This window comes from Aquabacterium sp. (assembly GCF_044226965.1).
Classification (GTDB): domain Bacteria; phylum Pseudomonadota; class Gammaproteobacteria; order Burkholderiales; family Burkholderiaceae_C; genus Pseudaquabacterium.
The window spans coordinates 27367-52309 of sequence record NZ_JBGAGA010000038.1; the positions used below are offsets into that span (position 1 = coordinate 27367).

Here is a 24943-nt window from a genome sequence, read left to right on the forward strand (position 1 = left end):
ATATCAAGCAGCGCTGCGGATGCCGCCGGCGCCCAGCACCAGGCGCCGGTCGGCCAGCGCGGCGGCCGAGGCCGAATGCGTCACCAGCAGGCAGGCGGCGCCCTCGGCGCGCACCTGCTGCTGCAGCAGCGCCAGCATGCGCTCGGCGGTGGCGGGGTCGAGGTTGCCGGTGGGTTCGTCGGCCAGGATCAGGCGCGGCCGGTGCACCAGCGCACGCGCCAGCGCCACGCGCTGCAGCTGCCCGCCCGAGAGCTGCGCCGGGCTGCGTGCGCCCAGCCCGGCCAGGCCCACGGCGGCCAGCAGCGCCTCGGTGCGCTGCGCATCGGGCCGGCCCAGCAGGCGCAGTGGCAGCTCGACGTTCTGCGCCACCGTCAGCTGCGGCAGCAGGTGGAAGGCCTGGAACACGAAGCCGAGCTTCTCGCGCCGCAGTCGGGCGCGCTGGTCTTCGGGCAGGTCCAGCACCGCCATGCCGTCGAGTTCGACGCGGCCGCTGTCGGCCTCGTCCAGGCCGGCGATGCAGTTCAGCAGCGTCGACTTGCCGACACCCGATTCGCCCAGCAGCGCGACGAATTCGCCAGCACCCAAAGTAAGCGTCACATCGCGGAAGACCGCGGTGTCGCCGTAGGATTTGCAGAGGGCCTCGATGTGGAGCATTGGGCGATGATGCCCGATGCCGGTTGCCGCCAACAAAGAAGCCGCCCGCAGGCGGCTTGATGTCGGGGGCGCGGGACGATCAGCCGCGGTGGCGGCGCCGCTGCGTGCCCACCAGGCCGGCCAGCGCGATGACGGCCAGCGCCCAGCTCGCCGGCTCCGGCACCGCGGCGGTCAGCACGCGGATGTGGTCGCCGGGGTTCGACGCGGTCCAGCGCAGCGACAGCGTGTTGCTGCCGGGACTCCAGGTCACCGTGTCCTGGCCGTCTTCGAGGCCCGTGGCCACCGGGTAGGTGTAGTCGTCGAACAGGCCGTCGCTGTCGACGTCGACGCTGTACTTGAAGTGGCTCGTGGCCAGCTCGGCGCGGGTCGTCAGCACGTCGATGATGGGCCGGTCGAAGGTGAGCGTGGCCACGATCGCCTGGCTGCCCTGCGGATCGAAGAACACGTACCAGGACTTCAGGCCATCGGCCACGCGCTCGTCGATGAACCACAGCGCGCTGGCCGTGTTGACCTGGCCGCTGCCGACCGCGGCGGTGCCGCTGTATTGCTGGAACGAGAAGCCCGGCGTCAGGGTGTTGGTGACCGGTGCGGCCTGGGCCGCGCCGGCCAGGGCCATCACCGTGGCGCCAAGGATCGAGATCTTGTTGAACATGATTCCCAACGAATGGACTCGTCGTAACTATTTGTGGCGGCGAGGATAACGAGGCCTTCGGCGCTGCGGGCGTGCAGAACTGGCGGCGCCCCTTGGCTGCGGGGATGCAGATTTCACGTTTCGCGCGGCGGCCCCCGCGCTTGCGGGCGCTCAGTTCGGGGGGGCGAGCTGCCGTGCGACCCAGGCCAGCGCGGTGCCGGTGGGGTCGGGGCCATCGCAGGCGACGGGCGTGCGCAGCATCGATCGCAGCCAGGTCAGCTGGCGCTTGGCCAGCTGGCGGGTGGCGGCAATGCCCTGCTCGCGCAGCGTGCCGAGGTCACCCTGGTCCAGGGCCAGCCAGGCCTGGCGGTAGCCGACGCAGCGCATCGCCGGCAGCTCGGGCCGCAGGTCGCCGCGGGCGCGCAGGCGGCGCACCTCGTCGACCAGGCCGGCCGCCAGCATCTGGTCGAAGCGCTGCGCAATGCGCTGGTGCAGCCAGGCGCGCGAGTCCGGCTCCAGCGACAGCAGCGGCAGCGCCAGGCCCGCGCTGCGCTGGCGGCCATGCAGCCGCGACATCGGTTCGCCGCTGAGGTGCCAGACCTCCAGCGCGCGCTGGATGCGCTGCGCGTCGTGCGGCGCCAGGCGCGCGGCGGTGGCGGGGTCCACGCGCTGCAGCTCGGCATGCAGCGCAGGCCAGCCCCGCGCGGCAGCGTCGGCATCGAGCCGCGCGCGCAGCGCGACATCGGCCTGCGGCAGGGCGTCGAGCCCGTCGATCAGGGCCTTGAAGTACAGCATCGTGCCGCCCACCAGCAGCGGCAGCCGGCCGCGGGCCTGGATCTCGGCGATGAGCCGGCGCGCGTCGGCGGCGAACTGGGCGGCCGAGTAGGTCTCGGTCGGCTCGAGAATATCCAGCAAATGGTGCGGCACCTCGGCCTGCTCGGCCGGCGTGGGCTTGGCGGTGCCGATGTCCATGCCGCGGTAGACCAGCGCCGAATCGACGCTGACGATCTCCACCGGCCAGCGGCGGGCGATGGCCAGCGCCAGCGCGCTCTTGCCCGAGGCCGTCGGGCCGGCCAGGCCCAGCGCAGGCAGGTGCGGCATGGCCTCAGCGGCTGGCGCCATGGCGGCGCACCAAGGTCCAGGCCACCAGCGCGCTGGCCGCGGCGGCCAGCGCCATGCCACCGGCCAGCGGCCGCACGGTGCCGTCGAGCGCGCGGCCCAGCCACAGCCCGATGGCGAACGCACCCACCGAGAGCACGAAGCCGGCCAGCGCCGACGCCTGCCCCGCGGCCTGCGGGAACGGGCCCACCGCGCCGGCCTGGCCGCAGGGCTGGTGCACGCCGTGCCCCAGCGCGTAGAGCCAGATCGGCAGCATCACGGCCCACACCGAGCGGATGTCCAGGAAGGCCACGACCGCCAGCAGGGCACATGCCGCCAGCGAGAAGAACGCGCCGCGCTGCACCGCGCCGACCAGGCCATGGCGCGGCAGCCAGTGCCGGCAGCAGAAGGTGCCGGCGATGTAGGCCAGCGAGGTGCTGCTCATCACGATGCCGGCCGGCAGGGGTTGCAGGCCCAGCACGCCGATCAGCACGAAGCCCGCCCCGGCGAGGAAGATGAACAGCCCGCCGTACGAGCAGCTCACCAGCAGCGCCCAGGCCCGGAACGCCGGATGCCGCAGCACGCGGCCGGTCTGCGCCAGCAGTGGCTTCAGTTGCGTGGCATCGTGCCGGCGCCGCAGGTTGGTCTCGGGCACGCGCAGCGCGATCAGCGCACCGAGCGCGACGCCGGCCAGTGCCATCGCGGCCGGCTCGGCACGCCAGCCGAACAGCGTGGCCAGCAGGCCGCCGAGCAAGGGGCTGCTGATCGCGATAAGCCCCAGGCCCGACAGCGCCTTGGCCATCACCAGCGCACCCTGGTGCGGCTCGTACAGGTCGCGCACCATCGCACGCGCGCACACCACCGGCACCGACAGCGACGCGCCCTGCACGATGCGCCAGCCCACCACCTGCATCACGCCACCGGCCAACGCCGCGCCGATGCTGGCCAGGGCATAGAGCGCCAGGCCGACCAGCAGCACCGGCCGGCGGCCGAAGCGGTCGGCCAGCGGCCCCCACACCAGCTGGGCGAGGCCGAAGGCCAGGATCAGCGCCGACATCGTCAGCTGCACCGGCGCCATCGGCGCATGCAGGTCGGCGGCCAGCAGCGGCAGCGCCGGCAGCATCAGGTCGGTGGTCACCGGCTGCAGCCCGAGCAGCGTGGCCAGCACCACCGCGGCCATCCGCGGCGACAGCAGCGGCGCGGCCGGCGCTGGCGCCACGCCGGCCTGCGGCGGCAGGCGCGCGTCGATGGTCATGCGAAGCGCTCGTCCGGCCGCAGGTAGCGCCACTGGCCGGGTGGCAGCTTGCCCAGCACCACGCTGCCGATGCGCACGCGCTTCAGGCCCAGCACCTTCAGGCCCACCAGCTCGCACATGCGGCGGATCTGGCGCTTGCGGCCTTCGCGCAGCACGAAGCGCAGCTGGTCCTCGTTGGCCCAGCTGACGCGCGCGGGTCGCAGCTGCCGGCCGTCGAGCGACAGGCCGTGCTGCAGCAGCGCGAACTGCTCGGGCGGCAACGGACCGGGCTTCACGGTCTGCACCCGTACCAGGTATTCCTTCTCGACGCCGCTGTCGTCGCCGATCAGCTGCTTGGCGATGCGGCCGTCCTGCGTCAGCACCAGCAGGCCGGTGGAATCGATGTCCAGCCGGCCGGCCGGGGCCAGGCCACGCAGCTGGCCGGGATGGAACTGCAGCGGCGCCTTGTCCTCGGCCCAGCGGTTCTTCGGCTGCACCAGAACGCTGGCCGGCTGGTAGCCATCCTCGGCCTGGCCGGACACATAGCCGATCGGCTTGTGCAGCAGGATGGTCACGCGCTGCGCCTGCTCGCGCTTGGCGCGCGGATCGATCTCGATCTGCACGTCGGGCTGCACGCGCTGGCCCAGCACCGCGGCCACGCCGTTGACCTTGACCCAGCCGGCCTCGATCCATTCATCGGCTTCGCGCCGCGAAGCCAGGCCGCGCTCGGCCAGCACCTTGGAAAGACGCACACCTTCGGCGTGAGGGGATTCGGGTTGGTTCATCGGGAAAGGGGAGACGGGGACCGGGCCGGGCTTCAGCGGCCGCGCAGGAACAGCGCGTCGAGTTCCTTCAGGCTCAGCTGGCGCCAGGTGGGCCGGCCGTGGTTGCATTGGTCGGCGCGCTCGGTGCGCTCCATGTCGCGCAGCAGCGCGTTCATCTCGGGAATCGTCAATTGACGGTTGGCGCGCACCGCGCCGTGGCAGGCCATGGTGGCCAGCAACTCGTCGCGTGCGCGCTGCACCACGCGCGAGGCTTCCACCTCGCCCAGCTCGGACAGCACCGCGCGGGCCAGCGCCACCGGGTCGGCGTCGGGCAGCGCGGCGGGGCGCGAACGGACCGCCAGCACGCCGGGCGAGAGCGGCGCGATGTCCAGGCCCAGCGCGGCCAGCGCGTCGGCCTGGGCCTCGGCGGTGGCCACCTCGGTGGGCGTGGCCGCGAAGGTGGCGGGAATCAGCAGCGGCTGCGCGGCCAGCGCGCTGCCGTCCTGCGCCGCCTTCAGGCGCTCGTAGACGATGCGCTCGTGCGCCGCATGCATGTCGACGATCACCAGGCCGTGCCGGTTCTCGGCCAGCACGTAGGCGCCGCCCAGCTGCGCCAGCGCGCGGCCCAGCGGCCAGCTGTGGCTGTCGTCGGCGCTGGCGGCGGCGCTGGGTCCCGCGAAGCTCGTCGCGTTGCTCGCGGCCGGCGGGGCCCAGCGCGGTGGCGGCTCCTGCGCGTACAGCACCGCCAGCTCCTGCAGGCCCAGCGCGGCCTGCACCGGCGCGGGGGCCTGCCAGCCGGTGGCGGGCAGCGGTGCGCGCAACGGGCCGCGCTCGGCCGGCAAGGGCAGCGACGGCGCCAAGGCCTCGGGGCCGCCACCGGCCGCAGCCGCCTCGGCCAGTGCCGGCGCGCGCGAGGCGGCCAGCGCCGATTCGATCGCATGCCGCACCGCCTGGTGTACCTCGCGCCCATCGCGGAAGCGCACCTCGATCTTGGTCGGATGCACGTTGACGTCGACGCGCTGCGGGTCGATGTCGATGAACAGCACGTAGCTCGGCTGGCGCTGGCCGTGCAGCACGTCCTCGTAGGCGCTGCGTGCGCCATGCGCGATCAGCCGGTCGCGCACGAAGCGGCCGTTGACGTAGGCGTACTGCTGGTCGGCCCGGGCCCGCGCCGCATCCGGCAGGCCGACGCGGCCGCTGACCTGCAGCGGCCCGATGCGCGCGGCCACCGGCCGGCTCTGCGCGATGAAGTCCTCGCCCAGGACGTCGGCAATGCGCTGCTCGGGCGTGGCCGCACGCCACTGCTCGACCAGCTTGCCCTCGTGCCACACCGTGAAGCCGACGCCGGGCCGCGCCAGCGCGTGGCGGCGCACGGCATCCAGGCAATGCGCGAGTTCGGTGGCATCGGTCTTCAGGAACTTGCGGCGCGCCGGGGTGGCGAAGAAGAGCTCGCGCACCTCGACGCTGGTGCCGGTGGCGCGCGCCGCGGGCTGCAGCTCGCCGCTGCGTGCATCGAGCCGGCTGGCATGCGCGGCATCGGCCGTGCGGCTGGCGATGGCCAGCTCCGCCACCGACGCGATGGCAGCCAGCGCCTCGCCACGGAAGCCCATGGTCGCCACCGCCTCCAGGTCGACCAGGTTCGCGATCTTGCTGGTGGCATGGCGTTTCAGCGCCAGCGGCAACTGCTCCATCGGGATGCCGCAGCCGTCGTCCTCGACGACGATGCTGCGCACGCCGCCGGCCAGCAGGCGCACGGTGATCTGCCTGGCGCCCGCGTCGAGGGCGTTGTCGACCAGCTCGCGCACCACCGAGGCCGGGCGCTCCACCACCTCGCCGGCGGCGATCTGGCTGATCAGCTCGTCGGGCAGTTCGCGGATCGGGCGCGGGAAGGCGGCTGCGGTCATCGACCGGATTATCCCGGGCCCTGCGCGGCCTCGGGCTTCAGCGCCGGAAACGCCCCTCTGCGCCGACGTGCACCAGTTCGACGAAGCGCGAGCCGGTGGGGTCGCCGCCGGTGTAGTCGATGTCGATGCCGGCAATGCGCGCGCGCAGCCCGCGCATCGCCGCATGCAGGCCGCTGCGGGTGAGGGCGCGGCCGGCACGGCGCAGGCCTTCGGCCAGCACCAGCGCATTCACGTAGCCCTCGTAGGTGTGGTAGGCCACCGGCACCTTCGCGGCCTCGCATTGCTGGCGGAAGGCGCGCGCGGTGGGGTCGGCATCGCTCCACGGGTAGGGCACCACCTGCGAGGTGGCCAGCCCGCGAAGCTTCGGGCCCAGTGCCTTGGCCACCTGGTCACCCGCCACCACCGACATGCCGTAGAAGGCCGGCGACGCACCGGCTTCGCCGATGGCCTGCATCAGCTGCGCCACCGGCGGGCCAGCGATGAACATCACCACCGCCTGTGCATCGGTGGCGGCGAGGGCCTTGCCGGCCTCGACCGCATTGCTGCCGTCGTTCTTCACCGCCGCTGCGCCGGCCACGTCCTTGGCCTTGCCTTCGGCCAGCACCGCCGCCTTCACCAGCGCCAGCACTTCCTGGCCGCCGGGGTTGTCCAGATGCGCCACCGCGATGCGCGTGATGCCGATCGTGCCCAGGTGCTGCACCAGCTTGGTGGCCTCGCGGCCATAGGTGGCGCGCACGAAGTAGGCGGCCCCCTTGGCCTTCTCGCGCACCGCGTCGGACAGCGCGAAGTTGCCGATCAAGGGCGCGTTGCTCTCCTTCAGCACCGGCGCCGCGGCGGCGATGGTGCCGGAGCCGACGCCGCCAAAGAACGCGAAGACCTTGTGCTCGACCAGCAGCGCCTTGTAGTTGGCCAGCGCGCGCTCGGGCTTGAGCTCGTCGTCCAGCGACAGCAGCTTCAGCTTCCGGCCATGGAGGCCGCCCTGCGCGTTGAGCTCGTCGAACACCAGCTTGGCGCCGGCATTGAAGCCCTGCAGCGAGACGCCCAGCGGTCCGCTGAGCACCGCGCTCTGGCCGATCAGCAGTTCGTTGTCGCCAACGCCCGCGTCGGCCGCGAACGCGCGACCGATCAGCGCCGGCGTGGCGCAGGCAGCCCCCAGCAGGGTGCGGCGTCGGATCATCGGTGTCTCCCGGCAGCTATTTCAGTTGGTGAATGAATCGGCGGGAGTCTGGATCCGAACGTTCCAGAGATTCATGCTCGTAATCCCGAACCAGATGCCTACGTGCGTGAACAATTTGGGTGCCCGCTCCGCACCCGGATAATCGGCGCCCCATGGAGATCGTCACCTTCTTGCTGGACTTCGTGTTCCATGTCGACAAGCACCTGCGCGTGTTCGTCGAAACCTACGGCGCCTGGGTCTACGCGCTGCTGTTCCTGATCATCTTTGTCGAGACCGGCCTGGTGGTGATGCCCTTCCTGCCGGGCGATTCGCTGCTGTTCGTGGTGGGCGCGCTGGCCGGCGCCGGCCTGATGAGCTACCCGCTGGTGGTGCTGCTGCTGATCGCCGCCGCGGTGCTGGGCAACCAGACCAACTACACGATCGGCCGGCTGATCGGGCCCCGCGTGTTCGACTGGGAGCATTCGCGATGGTTCAACAAGAAGGCCTTCGACCAGGCCCACGCGTTCTATGAACGTTATGGCGGCATCACCATCGTGCTGGCGCGCTTCATGCCTTTCGTGCGCACCTTCGCCCCCTTCGTCGCCGGCGTGGCACAGATGACGCGCAGCAAGTTCACGCTGTATGACGTGAGCGGCGGCACGCTGTGGGTGCTGGGGCTGGTCACCGCAGGCTACCTGTTCGGCAACATCCCGTGGGTGACGACCAACCTGAACCTGATCATCTGGGCGATGATCCTCGTGCCGGGGCTGATCGTGATCGGCGGCGCGCTGCGGGCGCGCTGGGCCGCGCGCAGCGCCGGCTGATCCGGCGCGCCGGCCCTACAGGATGCGCGGCCGGGCCAGCGGCGGATTGCGGGCGAAGTAGCGCCGGATGCCGGTGAACAGCGCCTCGACCAGCCGGTCCTGGTAGTCCTCGTCGCGCAGCCTGGCCTCTTCCTCGGGGTTCGAGATGAAGGCCGTCTCGACCAGGATGCTGGGAATGTCCGGCGCCTTCAGCACCGCGAAGCCGGCCTGCTCGACCTGGCGCTTGTGCAGCTGGCCCACCCGGCCGATGCGTTCGAGCACCTCGCGGCCGATCTTCAGGCTGTCCTTGATCTGCGCGGTGGTGCTCATGTCCAGCATCAGGCGCAGCACCTGCGCGTCCTTCACCGGGCTGCTGCTGGTGCCGCCCACCAGGTCGGCGGCGTTCTCCTTGTTGGCCATCCAGCGCGCGGCAGCGCTGGTGGCGCCGTTCTCCGACAGCGCGAACACCGAGGCGCCCTTGGCCTGCGGCGTGAGGAAGGCGTCGGCATGGATCGACACGAACAGGTCGGCCTGCACCCGGCGCGCCTTGCGCACGCGTTCGTGCAGCGGCACGAAGAAGTCGGCATCGCGCGTCATCATCGCCCGCATGCCGGGCACGCTGTTGAGCCGCTCGCGCAGTTTCAGGCCGATGGCCAGCACCACGTCCTTCTCGCGCAGGCCGCTGGGGCCGACGGCGCCCGGATCCTCGCCGCCATGCCCGGGGTCGAGCGCGACGACGACCAGGCGGTCGATGCGGCGCTGCTCCTCGGGCGGGATCTGCAGCGGCGGCGGCGGGGCCGGCGTCATCATCGGTGGCAGCGAGGCCGAAGGCGCCGGGATGGTCGAGCGCTCGACCAGCGGCGGCGGCGCCGGCGTGGGGGTGGAGGCGGCGGGCGCGGGGGCCGGCACCGGCTTGTCGATGCGGCCGATGAATTCGCCCAGCGCGTCCTGCACGCTCTTGACCGCCTGCTGCTCGGCGCGTTCGCGGTCGCGGATCAGGTCGAGCAGCGGGTCGCGCTCCTGCGTCGGGTACAGGTCGAACACCAGCCGGTGGCCGTAGGCCGCCACCGGCGCCAGGGCCAGCTGCTGTGGCGCGACCGGCTGCTTCAGGTCCAGCACCAGCCGCACCACCTTGGGCTGGTACTGGCCCACGCGCACGCCGGCGATGTAGGGGTCGTCGGGCCGCACCTTGCCGACCAGTTCGCGCAGCGCGCTGTTGAGCTCGAGCTGGTCGATGTCGACCACCAGGCGCGCCGGGTTGTCGGCCAGGAAATGCCGGGCCACCAGCGCCTGGTCGGACTCGATCGTCACGCGCGAGTAGTCCGAGGCCGGCCACACCCGCACCGCGACGATGGTGGCGCCAAACGCCAGGTCGGCTGCGCCGAGCAGCAGCACGGTGCTGCCCAGGCGCTGCAGCGCGCGGCGGCGGCCGGGCTGCGGCAGCGGCGGTGCTCGCTTCATCGCAGCAGCTCCACGCCGAGCGGGGTGAAGGCCTCGAGCCGCAGCGCGCGGCGGTCGTCGTCCTGCACGCTGATCGTCAGCCGCAGGTCCGGCACCGGCAGCAGGTCGCCGGCCTTGTCGGGCCATTCGCAGAGCTTGAGCCCCGGCGCCGCGAAGACATCGCGAAAGCCGGCATCGAGCCACTCGCGCGGGTCGTCGAAGCGATAGAAGTCGAAGTGAGCGGCCGTGCCGCCGCCGGGCAGGGTGTAGGGCTCCATCACCGCATAGGTTGGGCTCTTGATGCGACCGCTGACCCCCAGGGCGCGCAGCAGGTGGCGCACGAAGGTGGTCTTGCCGGCACCCAGCGTGCCCTGCAGCGCGATCGTGGCCTGGCGGATCGCGGGCCTGGCCGCCAGCGCGCGGGCGAAGGCTTCGCAGGCCGCCTCGTCGGGCCAGCGCAGCGAACGGGTTTCTAGAATCGGCGGATGCGTCAGGGTCACGAATCGGAGCGGGTGGCAGGACAGCGCCGGGCGGACCCGGCCGACGCGGCCATCGCGGCCGATCCGGCCGCATGGCTGCAGCGCCTGCAAGGCTGGGCGCTCGAGCTCGGATTCTCCCAGATCGGGGTGGCCGACGTGGACCTGCATGCGGCCGAGCCGGGCCTGCTGGCCTGGCTGCAGGCAGGCTTCCACGGCCGCATGGACTACATGGCCGCGCACGGCCTGAAGCGCGCCCGGCCGGCCGAGCTGGTGCCGGGGACGGTGCGCGTCATCACCGCCCGCATGGACTACCTGCCCGCCAGCGTGCCCGCGGGCTGGCAGGCCATCGGCTTCGACCGGCTGCAGCGCCCGCGCGAGGCAGCGATCTCGTTGTACGCCCAGGGGCGGGACTACCACAAGGTGCTGCGCCAGCGCCTGCAGCGGCTGGCCGACCGGCTGCAGCAGGCCATCGGGCCCTTCGGCCACCGCGTGTTCACCGATTCGGCGCCGGTGCTGGAGGTCGAGCTGGCGCAGCGCAGCGGCATCGGCTGGCGCGGCAAGCACACGCTGGTGCTGTCGCGCGAGGCCGGATCGATGTTCTTCCTGGGCGAGCTCTACATCGACCTGCCGCTGCCGCTCACCTCAGGCGTCAGCGCCCATTGCGGGCAGTGCGAAGCCTGCATCGCGGCCTGCCCGACCGGGGCCATCGTCGCGCCGTACCGGCTGGATGCGCGGCGCTGCATCTCGTACCTGACGATCGAGCTCGACGGGCCGATTCCCGAGGAGTTCCGCGCCGCCATCGGCAACCGCATCTACGGCTGCGACGACTGCCAGCTGGCCTGCCCCTGGAACAAGTTCGCCCAGCGCGCGACGGTGCCCGATTTCGACAGCCGCGCGCCGCTGTCGCAGGCCGAACTGATCGCGCTGTGGCAGTGGGACGAGCCCGCGTTCCTGAAGCACACGGAAGGCAGCGCGATCCGCCGCATCGGCCATGCGCGCTGGCGCCGCAACCTGGCGGTGGCGCTGGGCAACGCCTGGCGCGAGACCGGCGACGCGGCGCTGGCGCAGGCCCTGGTGGCCGAACGGGACGGCGCCGAAGCGCTGCTGCGCGAGCACATCGACTGGGCGCTGGCGCAGCGCCCGGCGTGAGAGCCGGCCTGGGGGCGGCCCCTACTGTTCCGCGAAGGCGCGCTCGATGACGAAGTCGCCCGGGGTGGACGTGTTGCCTTCCTTGAAGCCGCGCGCCTCGAGCATGTGCTTCAGGTCGCGCAGCATGCCCGGGCTGCCGCAGATCATCACGCGGTCCTGCGCGGCGTCGATGGCCGGCAGGCCGAGGTCGTTCGTCAGCTTGCCGGTTTCGATCAGCTCGGTGATACGGCCCATGTTCTTGTAGGCCTCGCGCGTGACGGTGGGGTAGTAGCGCAGCTGGCTGGTGACCATCTCGCCCAGGAACTCGTGGTTCGGCAGGTGCTCGACCAGCAGGTCGTGGTAGGCCAGTTCGTCCACCTGGCGCACGCCGTGCACCAGGACCACCTGCTCGAACTTCTCGTAGGTGGCCGGGTCGCGGATGATGCTCATGAAGGGCGCCAGGCCGGTGCCGGTGGACATCAGGTACAGCCGGCGGCCGGGCAGCAGGTAGTCGATGACCAGCGTGCCGGTGGGCTTGCGGCCGACGATGATGGTGTCGCCGACCTGGATGTGCTGCAGCCGCGAGGTGAGCGGACCATCGGGCACCTTGATGCTGAGGAACTCGAGGTGCTCCTCGTAGTTGGCGCTGACGATGGAGTACGCGCGCAGCAGCGGCTTGTTGTTCACGCGCAGGCCGATCATCGTGAAGTGGCCGTTCGAGAAGCGCAGCGAGGCGTCGCGCGTGGTGGTGAAGGTGAACAGCCGGTCGGTCCAGTGGTGGACGCTCAGCACGCGTTCTTCGTTGAAGGCACTCATGATGGTTCGGACAGGGGCGAGGAGGAAGCGGGGAAGCGGCGGGGCGGGCAGGGCGCAAGCATGCCGCTGTTGCGTTCATGTAGCAACGACTACATGAAATTCACCAACGCGGCGAAATGCGGTATTCTGCCTCGCGGTCGATTTCCCCTATCCGGAGGACTCTGAGCATGACCCGTCACCTCATCGCCGCGGCCCTGCTGGCCGCCAGCGCACTGGCCGCCTCGGCCCAAACCACGCTCAAGATCGGCGAGGTCAACAGCTACAAGGTGCAGCCCGCCTTCCTGGAGCCGTACAAGAAGGGCATGGAGCTGGCGGTCGAGGAGATCAACGCCGCCGGCGGCGTGAACGGCCGCAAGGTGCAGCTGATCACGCGCGACGACAACGGCAACCCGGGTGACGCCGTGCGCGCGGCCGAGGAGCTGATCTCGCGCGAGCAGGTCGACGTGCTGGCCGGCGGCTTCCTGTCGAACATCGGCCTGGCGCTGGCCGACTTCGCGAAGCAGAAGAAGTTCTTCTACCTGGCCTCCGAGCCGCTGACCGACAAGATCGTCTGGGGCAGCGGCAACCACTACACCTTCCGGCTGCGGCCTTCCACCTACATGCAGTCGGCCATGCTGGTGCCCGAGGCCGCCAAGTTGAAGAAGAAGCGCTGGGCCATCGTCTACCCGAACTACGAGTACGGCCAGTCGGCGGTGGCCACCTTCAAGGCGCTGATGAAGGCGGCGCAGCCGGACGTGGAGTTCGTCGCCGAGCAGGCGCCCCCGCTGGGCAAGCTCGATGCCGGCAGCGTGGTGCAGGCGCTGGCCGATGCCAAGCCCGACGCCATCTTCAACGTGCTGTTTGGCGCCGACCTGTCGAAGTTCGTGCGCGAAGGCAACACCCGCGGCCTGTTCCAGGGCCGCGAGGTGGTGAGCATGCTCACCGGCGAGCCCGAGTACCTCGACCCGCTGAAGGACGAAACGCCCAACGGCTGGATCGTCACCGGCTACCCCTGGTACGGCATCCAGACCCCCGAGCACAAGGCCTTCTTCCTGGCCTACCACCGCAAGTACAACGACTACCCGCGCCTGGGCTCGGTGGTGGGCTACACCACCATCAAGTCCATCGCCGCCGGCGTGGCCAAGGCCAAGAGCAGCGAGACCGAGAAGCTCGTCGCCGCGTTCAGCGGCCTGGTGGTCGACACGCCGTTCGGCAAGGCCACCTACCGCGCGCAGGACCACCAGTCGACCATGGGCGCCTTCGTCGGCAAGACCAAGAACGAAGGCGGCAAGGGCACGATGGTGGACTACCGCTACCTCGACGGCACGAAGTTCCAGCCGACCGACGCGGAAGTGAAGAAGCTGCGCCCCGCGAACTGAACCTTAGCCACTGCCAGAGCCCCAGGAGCCCGCACCATGAGCACTGCCGTTGTCGATCGCCGCCTGTTCCTCGCGGCCTTGTCCGCTGTTGCCGTTCCGGCCCTGGCCGCCGGCAAGCTCAAGCCCGGCGCGAATGCCGCGCTGATCGTCGTGGACGTGCAGAACTGCTTCGTCACCGGCGGCACGCTGCCGGTGGCCAAGGGCGAGGAGGTGGTGCCGGTGATCAACAAGCTGTCGGCGGCGTTCGAGAACATCGTCGTCACGCAGGACTGGCACACCGCGGGCCATGCGTCCTTCGCCAGCAGCTACCCGGGCAAGAAGCCGTTCGAGAGCACCAAGCTCAGCTACGGCAACCAGGTGCTGTGGCCCGACCACTGCGTGCAGGGCAGCGACGACGCGGCGCTGCACAAGGACCTCAAGCTGCCGACCGCCCAGGTCATCATCCGCAAGGGCTTCCACAAGAACGTCGACAGCTACTCGGCCTTCGAGGAAGCCGACCGCAAGACCAGCACCGGCCTGGCCGGCTACCTGAAGGCGCGCGGCATCAAGACGGTCTACGTCACCGGCCTGGCCACGGACTTCTGCGTCGCCTGGACCGCGATGGACGCGCGCAAGCTCGGCTTCGAGGTCTATGTGGTCGAGGATGCCTGCCGCGCCATCGACTTGAACGGCTCGCTGGCCGCGGCCTGGAAGGCGATGGGCGAGAAGGGCGTCAAGCGCATCCAGTCGGGCGACATCGAGACGGCCTGACCCGCCGCGGCGCTGCGGGCCTCAGCGCAGCCAGGCCAACAGGGCCAGGGCGCCTGGCAGGCCCAGCATGCCGATCAGCGTCGACATGGTGACCAGCCCGGCCACGTAGCCCCCATGGCCGCCCATGCGGGTGGCCAGCACGTAGGCGCTGCTCGCCGTGGGCAGCGCGGCAAAGGCCACCAGCACGGCCTGCTGGCCCGGCGGCATCTGCAGCCACAGCGCCAGCGCGATGGCCAGGGCCGGCAGCACCAGGTGGCGGATCGCCAGCAGGGCCGCCGCCAGGCCCGGCCCCTCGCGCAGCGCGCCGAAGCGCAGGCCCGCCCCCACCGCCATCAGGCCCAGTGGCAAGGCTGCGGCCCCCATGCGCGACAGCGTGATCGAGGCCAGCTCCGGCAGTTTCAGGCCGGCCAGGTTGGCGACCAGCCCGGCGACGGTGGCCACGATCAGCGGATTGCGCACCAGCTCGCGCAGGTAGCCATGCCCGCCCTGCCGCGCCAGCGGCCACACCGCGGCCACGTTGCACAGCGGCACGCACAACGAGACCAGCAGCGCCTGCCAGGCCAGGCCCTGCGCGCCGGCCAGCCGCTCGGCCAGTGCCAGGCCGACGTAGGAGTTGAAGCGGAACGCCACCTGCGCGCCCGAGGCATGCAGCCGGTCGTCGACGCCCGGCAGCGGCCGCAGCGCATAGGCCAGCAGCACGCCCAGGGCCACCACGGCGACGCCCGCGCCGCCGAACTGCAGCGCGGTGCCTGGGTTCAACGGGTTGCGCACGATGGCGTTGAACAGCAACGCCGGGAACAGCAGGTAGTAGACGAGCTTCTCGGCCGAGTCCCACACCGGGCGGCCCAGCGGCGTGTGGCGGCAGATCACGTAGCCGCAGGCGATGAGTGCGAAGTCCGGCAGCAGTAGCAGCAGGTCGGGCATGGCGCGAGTGTGCGGCCCCCTACGGCACAACCCGGTTCGTGTTCTTACGTAGCGCGGCAGGTCCAGAATACGGATTCAATCGAGCCCGCAACTTCTTCCAGGAGTCTTTCCGGCATGAAACCGTTGTTGATCATGAGCAAGTTCGCGGGCCTGTTGCTGGCTGCGGCGCCGCTGGCCGTCATGGCGCAGGGCTATCCCACCAAGCCGGTGCGGCTGGTGGTGCCGTTCGCCGCCGGTGGCACCACCGACATCGTGGCCCGCGTGGTGTCCGACAAGATCCAGCCCGCGCTCGGGCAGGTGATGATCGTCGAGAACAAGGCCGGTGGCGGCGGCGTGGTGGGCGCCAACGACACCGCGAAGGCCAATCCGGACGGCTACGCGCTGGGCATGGCCACGGTGTCTACCGTGGCGGCCAACCCGGCGATCAACCCGAAGATCCCGTACGACCCGGTGGCCGACTTCACGCCGATCATCAACGTGGCGGCCACGCCGAACGTGATCGCTGTGCACCCGTCGTTCCCGGCGAAGGACTACGCAGGCTTCCTGGCCGAGCTGAAGAAGCATCCGGGCAAGTACAGCTACGCCAGCTCGGGCACCGGCGGCATCGGCCATCTGCAGATGGAGCTGTTCAAGAGCCTGTCGAACACCTTCGTCACGCACATCCCGTACCGCGGCGCCGGCCCGGCGCTGAACGACACGGTGGCCGGCCAGGTGCCGATCATCTTCGACAACCTGCCCTCGGCGCTGCCCTTCATCAAGGACGGCCGACTGGTGCCGATCGTCGTGGCCGCGCCCGCGCGCCTGGCGGTGCTGCCGAACGTGCCGACCTTTGCCGAGGTGGGCCTGACGCCGGTGAACCGCATGGCCTTCTACGGCATCTACGGTCCCAAGGGCCTGCCCAAGGAGGTGGTCGACAAGGTGCACGCGGCCGTCAAGAAGACGCTGGAGAACCCCGACGTGAAGAAGCGCATCGAGGAGACCGGCTCGCTGATCGTCGGCAACACGCCGGCCGAGTTCGCCCAGCAGATCAAGGACGAGCTGGTGGTCTACAAGAAAGTGGTCTACCTGCAGAAGCTCAAGCTCGAGTGAGTTCGGGCCTGGCCTGGGCTCACTGGACCGTTCCGGTGAACCAGGCCTTGCGGATGGCTGCCCCGCACAGCGCCGAATCCGCGCCCGCGCCGAACAGCGAGACGCGGGCGACGATGCCGTACCAGCTCTTGCCGGCGTCGATCCACGGATAGAAGCCGAACGCGCCGGCGCTGCTGAAGGCGCCGTCGCCGGTGACCGGGTCGTCCTCGACCCAGTGGCCGATCGAGTAGTGCCAGCTCAGGTCCGGCGGCGTCGGCGTCGAGACGGCGCTGGGGCAGGTGGACGGATTCGTGCACACCGGGTTGCTGCCCAGCAGCGCGGCGAGCTTGAGCTGGTTGTTCAGCAGCTTGCGCAGGAAGACCGCGTAGTCGTTCGCGGTGGTGCGCACGCCCCCGGCCAGCTGCGGCTGCACGTAGCTGATCCCGATCTCGGGGCCCAGCACGCGCCGCATCTCGGCGGCCAGCGTGGTGTTGTTCAGGTCGCCGAGGTTCATGCCCGGTGCGGGCAGGCTGGCGTGCTTCTGCATGTGGCCGCCGCCGTAGAAGAAGCGGTCGATGTTCTGGGGCGACTGAACGCCGTTGTTGCCGCGGGCCACGCAGGAGGCCACCGTGTCGGCGCTGTCGCAGCCCAACGGGCCGAAGTTGGTGTAGCCGCTGCGGAAGTTCAGGAACTGGATGTCCTCGTTCGTCAGCGCGCCGCCGCGCCGCTCGGCCACATAGGCGCCGTACAGCCACTTCGAGGCCGAGGCGATGTCCATCACGCTGCTGGCGTCGTAGCGCGTGGCATTGCCCGCTGCCGCAATCGAGCCGCTCGCCTGGCGCTGCTGCTGGTTGCCGATCTCCCAATAGAAGGGCTGGATCGCGGCGCAGGCGTTGGTGCTGCTCGCGGCAGTGGCCGTGGCCGCGGCAATGCGCGTGGGCAGGTCCAGCGTGGGCGGTTGCAGGCTCAGGATGGTCAGCCGGCCATCGGCATCGAGCCGCGCCTGCAGGTTGCGGTAGATCGCGCCGTTGACGTCGATCGTCGGCACGGTCAGCACCTGGGTGGTGGTGTCGAAGCGGGCCTGGGCCTGCACGGCGGCCGACGGTAGCGCAAGGACGGCTACGGCGACCAGTGGCGATGCGATCGCGATGTCCGGCATGAAATCTCTCCCTGTGGGTGATGCGCACATAGCCTGCCAAGCGAGCGTCAAGCGCGCGCCGAAGCTGCGTAAAGATTGTTGTGCAGGTGCGTGTCGGTAGACTCGCCGGCGAACATGACTCCGATGACCGCCGACAGCCTCGCGACACCTGCCCTTTTCGAGGAAGGCGAAGCCGTGATCCAGCGCTTCGTCGACGCGCTGTGGCTCGAGGATGGCCTGGCTCGCCTGACGCTGGAGGCCTACCGGCGCGACCTGCGGCTGTATGCCGCCTGGCTGGCGGGCTCGGCCGGTCGCCGGCTGGCGGACAGCACCGAATCCGACCTGCTGGGCTACATGGCCGCACGCCATGCGCAGACCCGCGCCACCACCGCGAACCGCCGGCTCACGGTGTTCAAGCGCTTCTTCCGCTGGGCCGTGCGCGAGCGCCTGGTGGCGACCGATCCCACGCTGCGCCTGGACGGCGCGCGCCAGCCGATGCGGGTGCCCAAGACCCTGAGCGAAGCGCAGGTGGAGGCGCTGCTGGCGGCGCCCGACGTGCGCGAGCCGCTGGGCCTGCGCGACCGCGCGATGCTCGAGCTGATGTACGGCGCCGGCCTGCGCGTGAGCGAGCTGGTGGCGCTGCACTCGGTGCGGGTGGGGCTGCGCGAAGGCGTGCTCAGCGTCGTCGGCAAGGGCAGCAAGGAACGGCTGCTGCCCTTCGGTGCCGAGGCCCAGGCGTGGATCGAACGCTACCTGGCCGAGGCCCGCCCGTCCATCCTGCGCGGCCAGCAGAGCGACGCGCTGTTCGTCACCAGCCGCGGCGGCGCGATGACGCGCCAGATGTTCTGGACCCTGGTGAAGCGCCATGCGCGTGCGGCCGGCATCAGCGCGCCGCTGTCGCCGCACACCTTGCGCCATGCCTTCGCCACCCACCTGCTGAACCACGGCGCCGACCTGCGCGCGGTGCAGATGCTGCTGGGCCATGCCGACATCTCGACGACGACGATCTACACCCACGTCGCGCGTGAGCGGCTGCGCCAGCTGCATGCGCAGCATCACCCGCGCGGCTGAGCCGCGGGGCGCTCAGCCCGCGTCCAGGCTGGCCAGCCATTCCCGGAAGCGGCGTACCGCCACCAGCTCGGCCTTCCATTCGGGGTAGCGCAGGTAGTAGCCCTTGTCGGCCTGCAACGCATGGGGCGAGAGCTGGCGCAGCTGGCCGGCCGCCAGCGCGCCGGCCGCGGCGTAGTCCGGCAGCAGCGCGATGCCCAGGCCGGCGATGGCGCCGTTCAAGGCCATCGACAGCAGGTCGTACTGCGGGCCGCCGGTCAGCTGCTCGGGCGCCACCGCGCGCGCCAGGCCGGCCGAAGCCAGCCACCGGGCCCAGCCATCGGGCACGCTGGCCACGCGGATCAGCGGCAGCGTGTTCAGCGCCTGGCGCAGCGCGGGCTGCCGGCCCGGCCGCGGCGCGGCATAGGGCCGGACCACCAGCGGCAGCACGCGTTGCGCGGCCAGGCCGGGCTCGGCGCCGGCGCTGAACTCGATGGCCGCATCGTGCGTGGCGTGGCTCCAGTCCACGGGGCCGACATGCGTGGCCAGGTTCAGGCGGATCTCGGGATGCGCGGCGACGAAGCCGCTGAGCCGGGGAATCAGCCAGTAGGCGCCGAAGCTCGAGGCCACCGACAGGTTCAGCACGCCGCCGCTGCCCTTGGTGGTGATCAGGTCGTGCGTCGCGCGCTCGATGCGCTGCAGCGCCGGGGCGATCTCGGCCCAGTAGGCCTGGCCGGCGCTGGTGAGGGCCAGGCCGCCGCGCCGGCGCTCGAACAGCGGCGCGCCCAGCAGCTGCTCCAGCCCCAGGATCTGGTGGCTGACGGCGCCCTGGGTCAGGTGCAGCGCCTCGGCCGCCTTCGTGAAGCTGGCGTGGCGCGCGCTCAGGTCCAGGCAGCGCAGCGCGGTCAACGAGGGCAGGGCAGGCATGGCATCAATTTCTCTCATGCAATGACGAGAACGATTCGATTGTCGCCGCGGAATGCTCTCCGCAGAATGCCGCGCATCGAGAACACTGCTGGAGCGTGACCCATGAACCCTGTCGATGATCAACCGCTGCCCGGACGTCGCCGCTGCCTGCGGGCGATGGCGGCCGGCGGCCTGGCCGCGGCCCTGGCGCCGGCGCGCGCGGCGGCCTATCCGAGCCGGCCGATCCGGCTGATCGTGCCCTCGGCCGCCGGCGGCTCGCCGGATGCGATCTGCCGCGTGCTGGCCGATGGCCTGCTCGGCCTGCTGGGCCAGCCGCTGATCATCGACAACAAGCCCGGCGCCGGTGGCGGCATCGGCATGGCCGAGCTGGCGCGGGCCGAGCCCGACGGCTACACGCTGGCCTATGCCAACGTGGTGACGCTGGCGATCAACCGCTCGCTCTACGCCAAGCTGCCCTACGACCCCGACGCGCTGACCGGCATCGCCATCACCGGCACGGTGCAGAACGCGCTGGTGGTGCGCAACGAGCTGCCGGTGAAGTCGGTGGCCGGGCTGATTGCGCTGGCCCGCGCGCGCCCCGGCAGCCTGACGATGGGCTCGGCCGGCAACGGCACCACCGGCCACCTGGGCGGCGAGCTGTTCAAGGCATTGACCAACACCTACATCGTGCACGTGCCCTACCGCGGCAGCCCGGCCGCGGTGCAGGACCTGATCGGCGGGCAGATCGACCTGATGTTCGACAACCTGTCGTCGATCGGCCCGCACATCCGCAACGGCCGCGTGCGGGCGCTGGCCGTCAGCGGCGCACGCCGCTCGCCGATCTTTCCCGAGCTGCCGACGATGCAGGAGGCCGGCGTGGCCCACTACGAGACCACGGCCTGGGGCGGGCTGGTCGGCCCGCGCGGGCTGCCGGACGAGGTGGTGCAGCGCCTGAACCGCGAGGTGAACCGCGCGATCCAGCTGCCGGCGATCCGCGAGCGCTACCAGCAGCTGGCGGTGGAGACCATGGCCTCGCCGCCCAGCCTGATCATGGCGATGGCCAAGGTGGAAACGCCGCGCTGGGCCGATGTCATCAAGCGCTCGGGCGCGCGGGTGGACTGATGGCGGCCGTGTTCGACTGGCTCATTCGCGGCGCCGAGTTGATCGATGGCAGCGGGCGCCCGCGCTTCGCGGCCGATGTGGGCCTCGCGCAGGATCGCATCGCGGCAGTCCTGCCGCCGGGGCAGGGCCAGGCCCGCCGCGTGATGGCGGCCGAGGGCCTGGTGCTGTGCCCCGGCTTCATCGACACCCACGCGCATGACGACCTGCTGGCGCTGATGCCGACGCAGCCGCACCCGAAACTGGCGCAGGGTGTGTGCACCGTGGTGGTGGGCAACTGCGGCATCAGCCTGGCGCCGCTGCAGGTGGACCAGCCACCCGCGCCGCTGGACCTGGTGGCGCAGGGCGCGCCGCGCTTCGCGTGCTTTGCCGACTACCTGCAGGCGCTGGACGACGCGCGGCCCAGCGTCAACGTGGTGCCGCTGGTGGGGCACACCTCGCTGCGCCTGGCGCATGTGGCCGACCTGTCGCGCAGCGCCACCGCCGCGGAAGTGGCGGCGATGCGCGCGGCGGTGGGGGCGGCGCTCGATGCCGGGGCCTTCGGCCTGTCCACCGGCGTGTACTACCCGCCGGCGCGCGCGGCGTCCACCGACGAACTGATGGGCGTGTGCGACGCACTGCGTGGCCGCGACGCGATGCTGGCGATGCACCTGCGCGACGAGGGCGACCACCTGGAGGCCGCGGTGCAGGAAGCCCTGCAGGTGGGGGCGGCCTGCCAGGCCCGGCTGGTGCTGTCCCATCACAAGGTGGTACTGCCGCACAACCATGGCAAGACGCGGCGCACCTTGCAGGCCGTGGACGCCGCAGCCGCCGGGCAGGCCGTGTGCCTGGACTGTTATCCCTACGAGGCCTCGTCGACGATGCTCGATGCCGATCGCGCCGCGCGGGTGCAGGAGGTGCTGGTCACCTGGTCGACGCCGCATCCCGCCTGCAGCGGTCGCAGCCTGCGCAGCATCGCCGGCGATTGGGGCGTGAGCCTGCATGAAGCCGCGCGCCGGCTGCTGCCCGGCGGGGCGATCTACTTCACGATGGCGGCCGAGGACGTCGAGCGCGTGCTGCAGCATCCGCTGACGATGATCGGCTCCGACGGCCTGCCGCACGACCGCCACCCGCACCCGCGGCTGTGGGGCAGCTTCCCGCGCGTGCTGGGCCACTACAGCCGCGACCGCGCGCTGCTGCCGCTGGAGGCCGCGGTGCACAAGATGACCGGCCTGCCGGCGCAGCGCTTCGGCCTGCACGACCGCGGCCGGGTGGCGCCCGGGCAGATGGCCGACCTGGTGCTGTTCGATCCCGCCACGGTGCGCGACAACGCCAGCTATGCCGAGCCCACCGCGCCGCCCAGTGGCATCGAGGCGGTGTGGGTCAACGGCGTGCTGGCCCTGCAGCGCGGGGAGTACCTGGACCTGCGGGCCGGGCAGCGCCTGCGGCCGGCACCGATGGCAGGCTGAATCGCGCTGCCGACCGCCCGCCGGGCGTGCGCGGGCGCCGGGTACGATCGGCGCCGATGGAACACAGCTTCCTTTCCGCCTGCGTGCTGCTGCTGCTGGTGCTGGACCCCTTCGGCAGCCTGCCGATCTACGTGTCGGTGCTCGGCGGCGTGGCGCCCGAGCGGCGCCGCGCCATTGCGCTGCGCGAGGCGGTGATCGCCTTCGCGGTGCTGCTGGGCTTCATGTTCGCGGGGCAGGGCTTCCTGAGCCTGATGCGGCTGTCCGAACGCTCGCTCGAGGTGGCCGGCGGCGTGATCCTGCTGATCATCGCGATCCGCATGATCTTTGCCGGTGGCGCCGAGGTCTATGCCAGCGAGGGCGGGCGCGAGCCGCTGATCTTTCCGCTGGCCGTGCCGCTGCTGGCCGGCCCCTCGGCGATGGCCACCGTGCTGCTGCTGGCCTCGCGCCAGCCCGAGCGCATGTGGCAGTGGGTCGGCGCGCTGACGGTCGCGATGGCGCTCTCGGGCGCGGTGCTGCTGGCGGCCGACCGCATCCGCCGCTGGCTCGGTGCCTCGATGGTCGCGGCGATCGAGAAGCTGATGGGCCTGGTGCTGACCGCCGTGGCGGTGGAAATGATCCTCGCGGGCCTGAAGCGCTATTTTTTCGAGCCCTAGAATCCCGCCCCACCTGAATGCCGAAAGGTGTCGATTCCATGAAGCTGCTGCAGACCCTGACCCGACGCGCCGTGTTCGCTGCCGCCTTGCTGGCCCTGGCCGTGCAGGCCGATGCCCGGCCTTTCGAGGCCATCAAGAAGGACGGCAAGATGGTCGTGGCCACCGAGGGCCAGTTCGCGCCGTTCAACTTCTTCCAGGGCTCCAAGCTCACCGGCTTCGAGGTCGACGTGGCTGAAGCCCTGGCGGCCAAGATGGGCGTCAAGATCGAGTGGAAGACCATTGGCTTCGACGCGCTGCTGACCGGCCTGCAGCAGGACCGCTGGGACATGGTGATCGCCTCGCACGGCATCACCGACGAACGCTCGAAGGCCGTCACCTTCGCCGATCCGCACTACTGCTCCGGCGGCGTGATCGTCGCGAAGGATGCGGCCATCAAGAGCGCCAAGGACCTGGCCGGCAAGGTGGTGGCGGTGCAGGTGGGCACCACCTACCTCGAGAACGTCAAGAAGGTGGCCGGCGTGAAGGAAGTGAAGACCTTCCCGCAGGACACCCAGTCGCGCGCCGCGCTGCAGACCGGCAAGGTGGACGCCTGGGTCACCGACAAGTTCCTGGCGATGACCGCGGTGAAGGAAGACGCCAAGTTCGGCTTCAAGATCGGCGACTTCCTGTTCGTCGAGCGCATCGCGCCGGCGGTGAGCAAGGGCAACACCGCGCTGGCCGGCGAGATCAACAAGGCGATGAAGGCCATCATGGCCGACGGCACCTACGCGAAGATCTCGCAGCAGTGGTTCAAGGAAGACATCCGCTGCAAGTGACGCCGGCACGGCGGCCCCGATGGATTTGATGAGCCTTTGGCCGGCACGCTGGAGCCGGCAGCAGCGCAGCAGCGCGGCGCTGGGTCTGGGTGCGGTGCTGCTGGTGGTGGTGTTGTGGGGCCTGGGCATTCCGCTGTCCTGGGCGCCCGAGCCGATCGGCAGCAATGCCGCGCAGTTCGCCGAAGCCAGCCGCATGACGATGCTGCTGACGCTGGTGTCCGGTGCGTCCGGCGTGGTGCTGGGCGTGCTGGCGGCGCTGGGCAAGACCTCTCGCCTGCCGCCGCTGCGCTGGATCGCCGGCGTGTACATCTGGGTGATGCGCGGCACGCCGCTGCTGGTGCAGGTGCTGTTCGCGTACTTCGCGCTGCCGCAGCTGGTGCCGGCGCTGAACCTCAGCGAGTTCGCGGCCGCCTGCGTGGCGCTGTCGTTCAACGTCGGCGCCTACAACGCCGAGGCCATCCGCGCCGGCCTGCTGGCGGTGCCGCGCGGGCAGATGGAGGCGGCGCGCGCGCTGGGCCTGAGCCGCTGGCACACCTTCATCGACGTCACCTTCCCGCAGGCCATCAAGATCGCGCTGCCGCCGCTGGTGAACAACATCGTCGCGCTGCTGAAGGATTCGTCGCTGGCCTATGCGATCGGCGTGGTCGAGCTGACGATGATCGGCAACCGCATCCAGGCGGCCACCTTCCAGGCCACGCCGACCTTGATGACCACCGCGCTGATCTACCTGCTGCTGACGACGCTGCTGACGCTGATGTCCGACGCGATCGAGCGGCGCTTCGACATCGAGCAGAGGCTCGGATGAGCAGCGCGGCCCAGCCCCTCATCGTCGTCGACAAGGTCTGCAAGGCCTATGGGCCGCACCAGGTGCTGCGCGAGGTGTCCACGCAGTTCAACGCCGGCGAGGTGGCGGTGATCATCGGCGCCTCCGGCTCGGGCAAGAGCACCTTGCTGCGCACCTTGAACCGGCTGGAGAAGCACGACAGCGGCCGCATCGTCGTCGACGGCATCGAGGTCGACGACAACGCCCAGCACCTGGACGCGCTGCGGGCCGAGGTCGGCATGGTGTTCCAGCAGTTCAACCTGTTCCCGCACCTCACGGTGCAGGACAACATCACGCTGGCGCCGCGCCGCGTGCGCAAGCTCTCGCGTGCCGAGGCCGATGCGCGGGCGCTGGAACTGCTGGACCGCGTGGGCCTGCGCGCGCATGCGCACAAGCACCCGTTCCAGCTCTCGGGCGGGCAGCAGCAGCGGGTGGCCATCGCCCGCGCGCTGGCGATGCAGCCGCGGGTGATGCTGTTCGACGAGCCCACCTCGGCGCTGGACCCGGAGATGGTCAAGGAAGTGCTGGACGTGATGAAGCAGCTGGCCGCCGGCGGCATGACGATGATCGTCGTCACCCACGAGATGGGCTTTGCGCGCGAGGTCGGCCACCGCATCCTGTTCTTCGACCAGGGCCGCATCGCGCAAGATGCGCCGCCGGCGCAGTTCTTCGGGGCGCAGGAGAACCCGCGCATCCGGGCCTTCCTGGGCCAGCTCGGCGCCTGAACGGCGTCGACAGCGCGCAACAGCCCCCACGACGGCGGGCGGGCGTTGCCCGATACTGCCAC

General features: G+C 71.0%; 25 protein-coding genes. 12 read left to right on the plus strand and 13 right to left on the minus strand.

Annotated elements, in window-relative coordinates; genetic code table 11:
* Positions 1-3: 3 nt before the first annotated feature.
* From ACILR4_RS17310 to ACILR4_RS17340, 7 genes are all read right to left on the minus strand, one after another.
* The gene (locus tag ACILR4_RS17310; RefSeq protein WP_395702106.1) at positions 4-654 is read right to left on the minus strand and encodes an ABC transporter ATP-binding protein; all 651 of its coding nucleotides are present in this window, start codon (positions 652-654) and stop codon (positions 4-6) included.
* Between the two features lie 79 nt (positions 655-733).
* Positions 734-1306, minus strand: a complete 573-nt coding sequence (locus ACILR4_RS17315; RefSeq protein ID WP_395702107.1) for a PEP-CTERM sorting domain-containing protein — start codon at positions 1304-1306, stop codon at positions 734-736.
* Positions 1307-1456: 150 nt separating this feature from the next.
* Positions 1457-2407 carry a tRNA (adenosine(37)-N6)-dimethylallyltransferase MiaA gene (gene miaA / locus ACILR4_RS17320; protein WP_395702108.1) on the minus strand — a complete coding sequence of 317 codons (951 nt, stop codon included), beginning with the start codon at positions 2405-2407 and terminating at the stop codon, positions 1457-1459.
* Positions 2391-3638, minus strand: coding sequence for a Bcr/CflA family efflux MFS transporter (locus ACILR4_RS17325; RefSeq protein WP_395702109.1), 1248 nt, complete (start codon positions 3636-3638; stop codon positions 2391-2393). The genes miaA and ACILR4_RS17325 overlap by 17 nt, the downstream gene beginning before the upstream one ends.
* Positions 3635-4402: a pseudouridine synthase gene (locus ACILR4_RS17330; protein ID WP_395702110.1), complete on the minus strand. Its 768-nt coding sequence runs from the start codon at positions 4400-4402 to the stop codon at positions 3635-3637. Before ACILR4_RS17330 ends, ACILR4_RS17325 begins: the two co-directional genes overlap by 4 nt.
* A 32-nt stretch (positions 4403-4434) precedes the next feature.
* Positions 4435-6285: a DNA mismatch repair endonuclease MutL gene (gene mutL, locus ACILR4_RS17335; protein WP_395702111.1), complete on the minus strand. Its 1851-nt coding sequence runs from the start codon at positions 6283-6285 to the stop codon at positions 4435-4437.
* Between the two features lie 37 nt (positions 6286-6322).
* On the minus strand, positions 6323-7462 hold the full coding sequence (locus tag ACILR4_RS17340) for an ABC transporter substrate-binding protein (protein WP_395702112.1): 1140 nt from the start codon (positions 7460-7462) through the stop codon (positions 6323-6325).
* A gap of 152 nt (positions 7463-7614) precedes the next feature.
* Here ACILR4_RS17340 and ACILR4_RS17345 point away from each other — a divergent pair, with 152 nt between their 5' ends.
* Entirely contained in the window at positions 7615-8265 is a 651-nt protein-coding gene (locus ACILR4_RS17345) for a DedA family protein (RefSeq protein ID WP_395702113.1), read from the plus strand.
* A gap of 15 nt (positions 8266-8280) precedes the next feature.
* Here ACILR4_RS17345 and ACILR4_RS17350 read toward each other — a convergent pair whose 3' ends face one another.
* Both ACILR4_RS17350 and tsaE read right to left on the minus strand, forming a co-directional pair.
* A complete protein-coding gene (locus ACILR4_RS17350; RefSeq protein ID WP_395702114.1) occupies positions 8281-9705 on the minus strand; it encodes an N-acetylmuramoyl-L-alanine amidase in 1425 nt (474 codons plus the stop codon).
* Positions 9702-10184 carry a tRNA (adenosine(37)-N6)-threonylcarbamoyltransferase complex ATPase subunit type 1 TsaE gene (gene tsaE, locus ACILR4_RS17355; RefSeq protein ID WP_395702115.1) on the minus strand — a complete coding sequence of 161 codons (483 nt, stop codon included), beginning with the start codon at positions 10182-10184 and terminating at the stop codon, positions 9702-9704. Before tsaE ends, ACILR4_RS17350 begins: the two co-directional genes overlap by 4 nt.
* A gap of 84 nt (positions 10185-10268) precedes the next feature.
* On the opposite strand from tsaE, the gene queG reads away from it, so the two are divergent.
* On the plus strand, positions 10269-11312 hold the full coding sequence (gene queG / locus ACILR4_RS17360; protein WP_395702136.1) for a tRNA epoxyqueuosine(34) reductase QueG: 1044 nt from the start codon (positions 10269-10271) through the stop codon (positions 11310-11312).
* A 21-nt stretch (positions 11313-11333) separates the two neighbouring features.
* On the opposite strand, the gene ACILR4_RS17365 is transcribed toward queG, so the two are convergent.
* Positions 11334-12107 carry a ferredoxin--NADP reductase gene (locus ACILR4_RS17365; RefSeq protein ID WP_395702116.1) on the minus strand — a complete coding sequence of 258 codons (774 nt, stop codon included), beginning with the start codon at positions 12105-12107 and terminating at the stop codon, positions 11334-11336.
* Positions 12108-12274: 167 nt separating this feature from the next.
* Between ACILR4_RS17365 and ACILR4_RS17370 the strand changes: the two genes are divergently transcribed.
* A complete protein-coding gene (locus ACILR4_RS17370) occupies positions 12275-13465 on the plus strand; it encodes an ABC transporter substrate-binding protein (protein WP_395702117.1) in 1191 nt (396 codons plus the stop codon).
* A 36-nt stretch (positions 13466-13501) separates the two neighbouring features.
* Positions 13502-14215 carry a bifunctional nicotinamidase/pyrazinamidase gene (gene pncA / locus ACILR4_RS17375; RefSeq protein ID WP_395702118.1) on the plus strand — a complete coding sequence of 238 codons (714 nt, stop codon included), beginning with the start codon at positions 13502-13504 and terminating at the stop codon, positions 14213-14215.
* Positions 14216-14236: 21 nt separating this feature from the next.
* On the opposite strand, the gene ACILR4_RS17380 is transcribed toward pncA, so the two are convergent.
* Entirely contained in the window at positions 14237-15139 is a 903-nt protein-coding gene (locus ACILR4_RS17380) for an AEC family transporter (RefSeq protein ID WP_395702119.1), read from the minus strand.
* Between the two features lie 114 nt (positions 15140-15253).
* Here ACILR4_RS17380 and ACILR4_RS17385 point away from each other — a divergent pair, with 114 nt between their 5' ends.
* Complete coding sequence (locus ACILR4_RS17385; RefSeq protein ID WP_395702120.1) at positions 15254-16228, plus strand: tripartite tricarboxylate transporter substrate binding protein BugE; 975 nt, start codon at positions 15254-15256, stop codon at positions 16226-16228.
* A 19-nt stretch (positions 16229-16247) separates the two neighbouring features.
* Here the strand turns inward: ACILR4_RS17385 and ACILR4_RS17390 are convergent, their stop codons facing one another.
* A complete protein-coding gene (locus ACILR4_RS17390) occupies positions 16248-17366 on the minus strand; it encodes a hypothetical protein (RefSeq protein ID WP_395702121.1) in 1119 nt (372 codons plus the stop codon).
* Between the two features lie 123 nt (positions 17367-17489).
* Between ACILR4_RS17390 and xerD the strand changes: the two genes are divergently transcribed.
* Positions 17490-18416 (plus strand): site-specific tyrosine recombinase XerD, encoded by a 927-nt coding sequence (xerD, locus tag ACILR4_RS17395; RefSeq protein WP_395702122.1) that lies wholly within the window; start codon positions 17490-17492, stop codon positions 18414-18416.
* A 12-nt stretch (positions 18417-18428) separates the two neighbouring features.
* Here xerD and ACILR4_RS17400 read toward each other — a convergent pair whose 3' ends face one another.
* On the minus strand, positions 18429-19319 hold the full coding sequence (locus ACILR4_RS17400; protein ID WP_395702123.1) for a LysR substrate-binding domain-containing protein: 891 nt from the start codon (positions 19317-19319) through the stop codon (positions 18429-18431).
* Between the two features lie 102 nt (positions 19320-19421).
* On the opposite strand from ACILR4_RS17400, the gene ACILR4_RS17405 reads away from it, so the two are divergent.
* From ACILR4_RS17405 to ACILR4_RS17430, 6 genes are read left to right on the plus strand one after another with little or no spacing between them, the layout of a single operon-like run.
* Entirely contained in the window at positions 19422-20420 is a 999-nt protein-coding gene (locus ACILR4_RS17405; protein ID WP_395702124.1) for a Bug family tripartite tricarboxylate transporter substrate binding protein, read from the plus strand.
* Positions 20420-21865, plus strand: a complete 1446-nt coding sequence (locus ACILR4_RS17410; RefSeq protein ID WP_395702125.1) for an amidohydrolase family protein — start codon at positions 20420-20422, stop codon at positions 21863-21865. The genes ACILR4_RS17405 and ACILR4_RS17410 overlap by 1 nt, the downstream gene beginning before the upstream one ends.
* A 56-nt stretch (positions 21866-21921) precedes the next feature.
* The gene (locus tag ACILR4_RS17415; protein WP_395702126.1) at positions 21922-22518 is read left to right on the plus strand and encodes a MarC family protein; all 597 of its coding nucleotides are present in this window, start codon (positions 21922-21924) and stop codon (positions 22516-22518) included.
* Positions 22519-22556: 38 nt separating this feature from the next.
* The gene (locus ACILR4_RS17420) at positions 22557-23333 is read left to right on the plus strand and encodes an ABC transporter substrate-binding protein (protein ID WP_395702127.1); all 777 of its coding nucleotides are present in this window, start codon (positions 22557-22559) and stop codon (positions 23331-23333) included.
* Positions 23334-23352: 19 nt separating this feature from the next.
* Positions 23353-24138, plus strand: coding sequence for an amino acid ABC transporter permease (locus ACILR4_RS17425; RefSeq protein ID WP_395702128.1), 786 nt, complete (start codon positions 23353-23355; stop codon positions 24136-24138).
* Positions 24135-24881, plus strand: a complete 747-nt coding sequence (locus ACILR4_RS17430) for an amino acid ABC transporter ATP-binding protein (protein WP_395702129.1) — start codon at positions 24135-24137, stop codon at positions 24879-24881. The genes ACILR4_RS17425 and ACILR4_RS17430 overlap by 4 nt, the downstream gene beginning before the upstream one ends.
* Positions 24882-24943 lie beyond the last annotated feature (62 nt).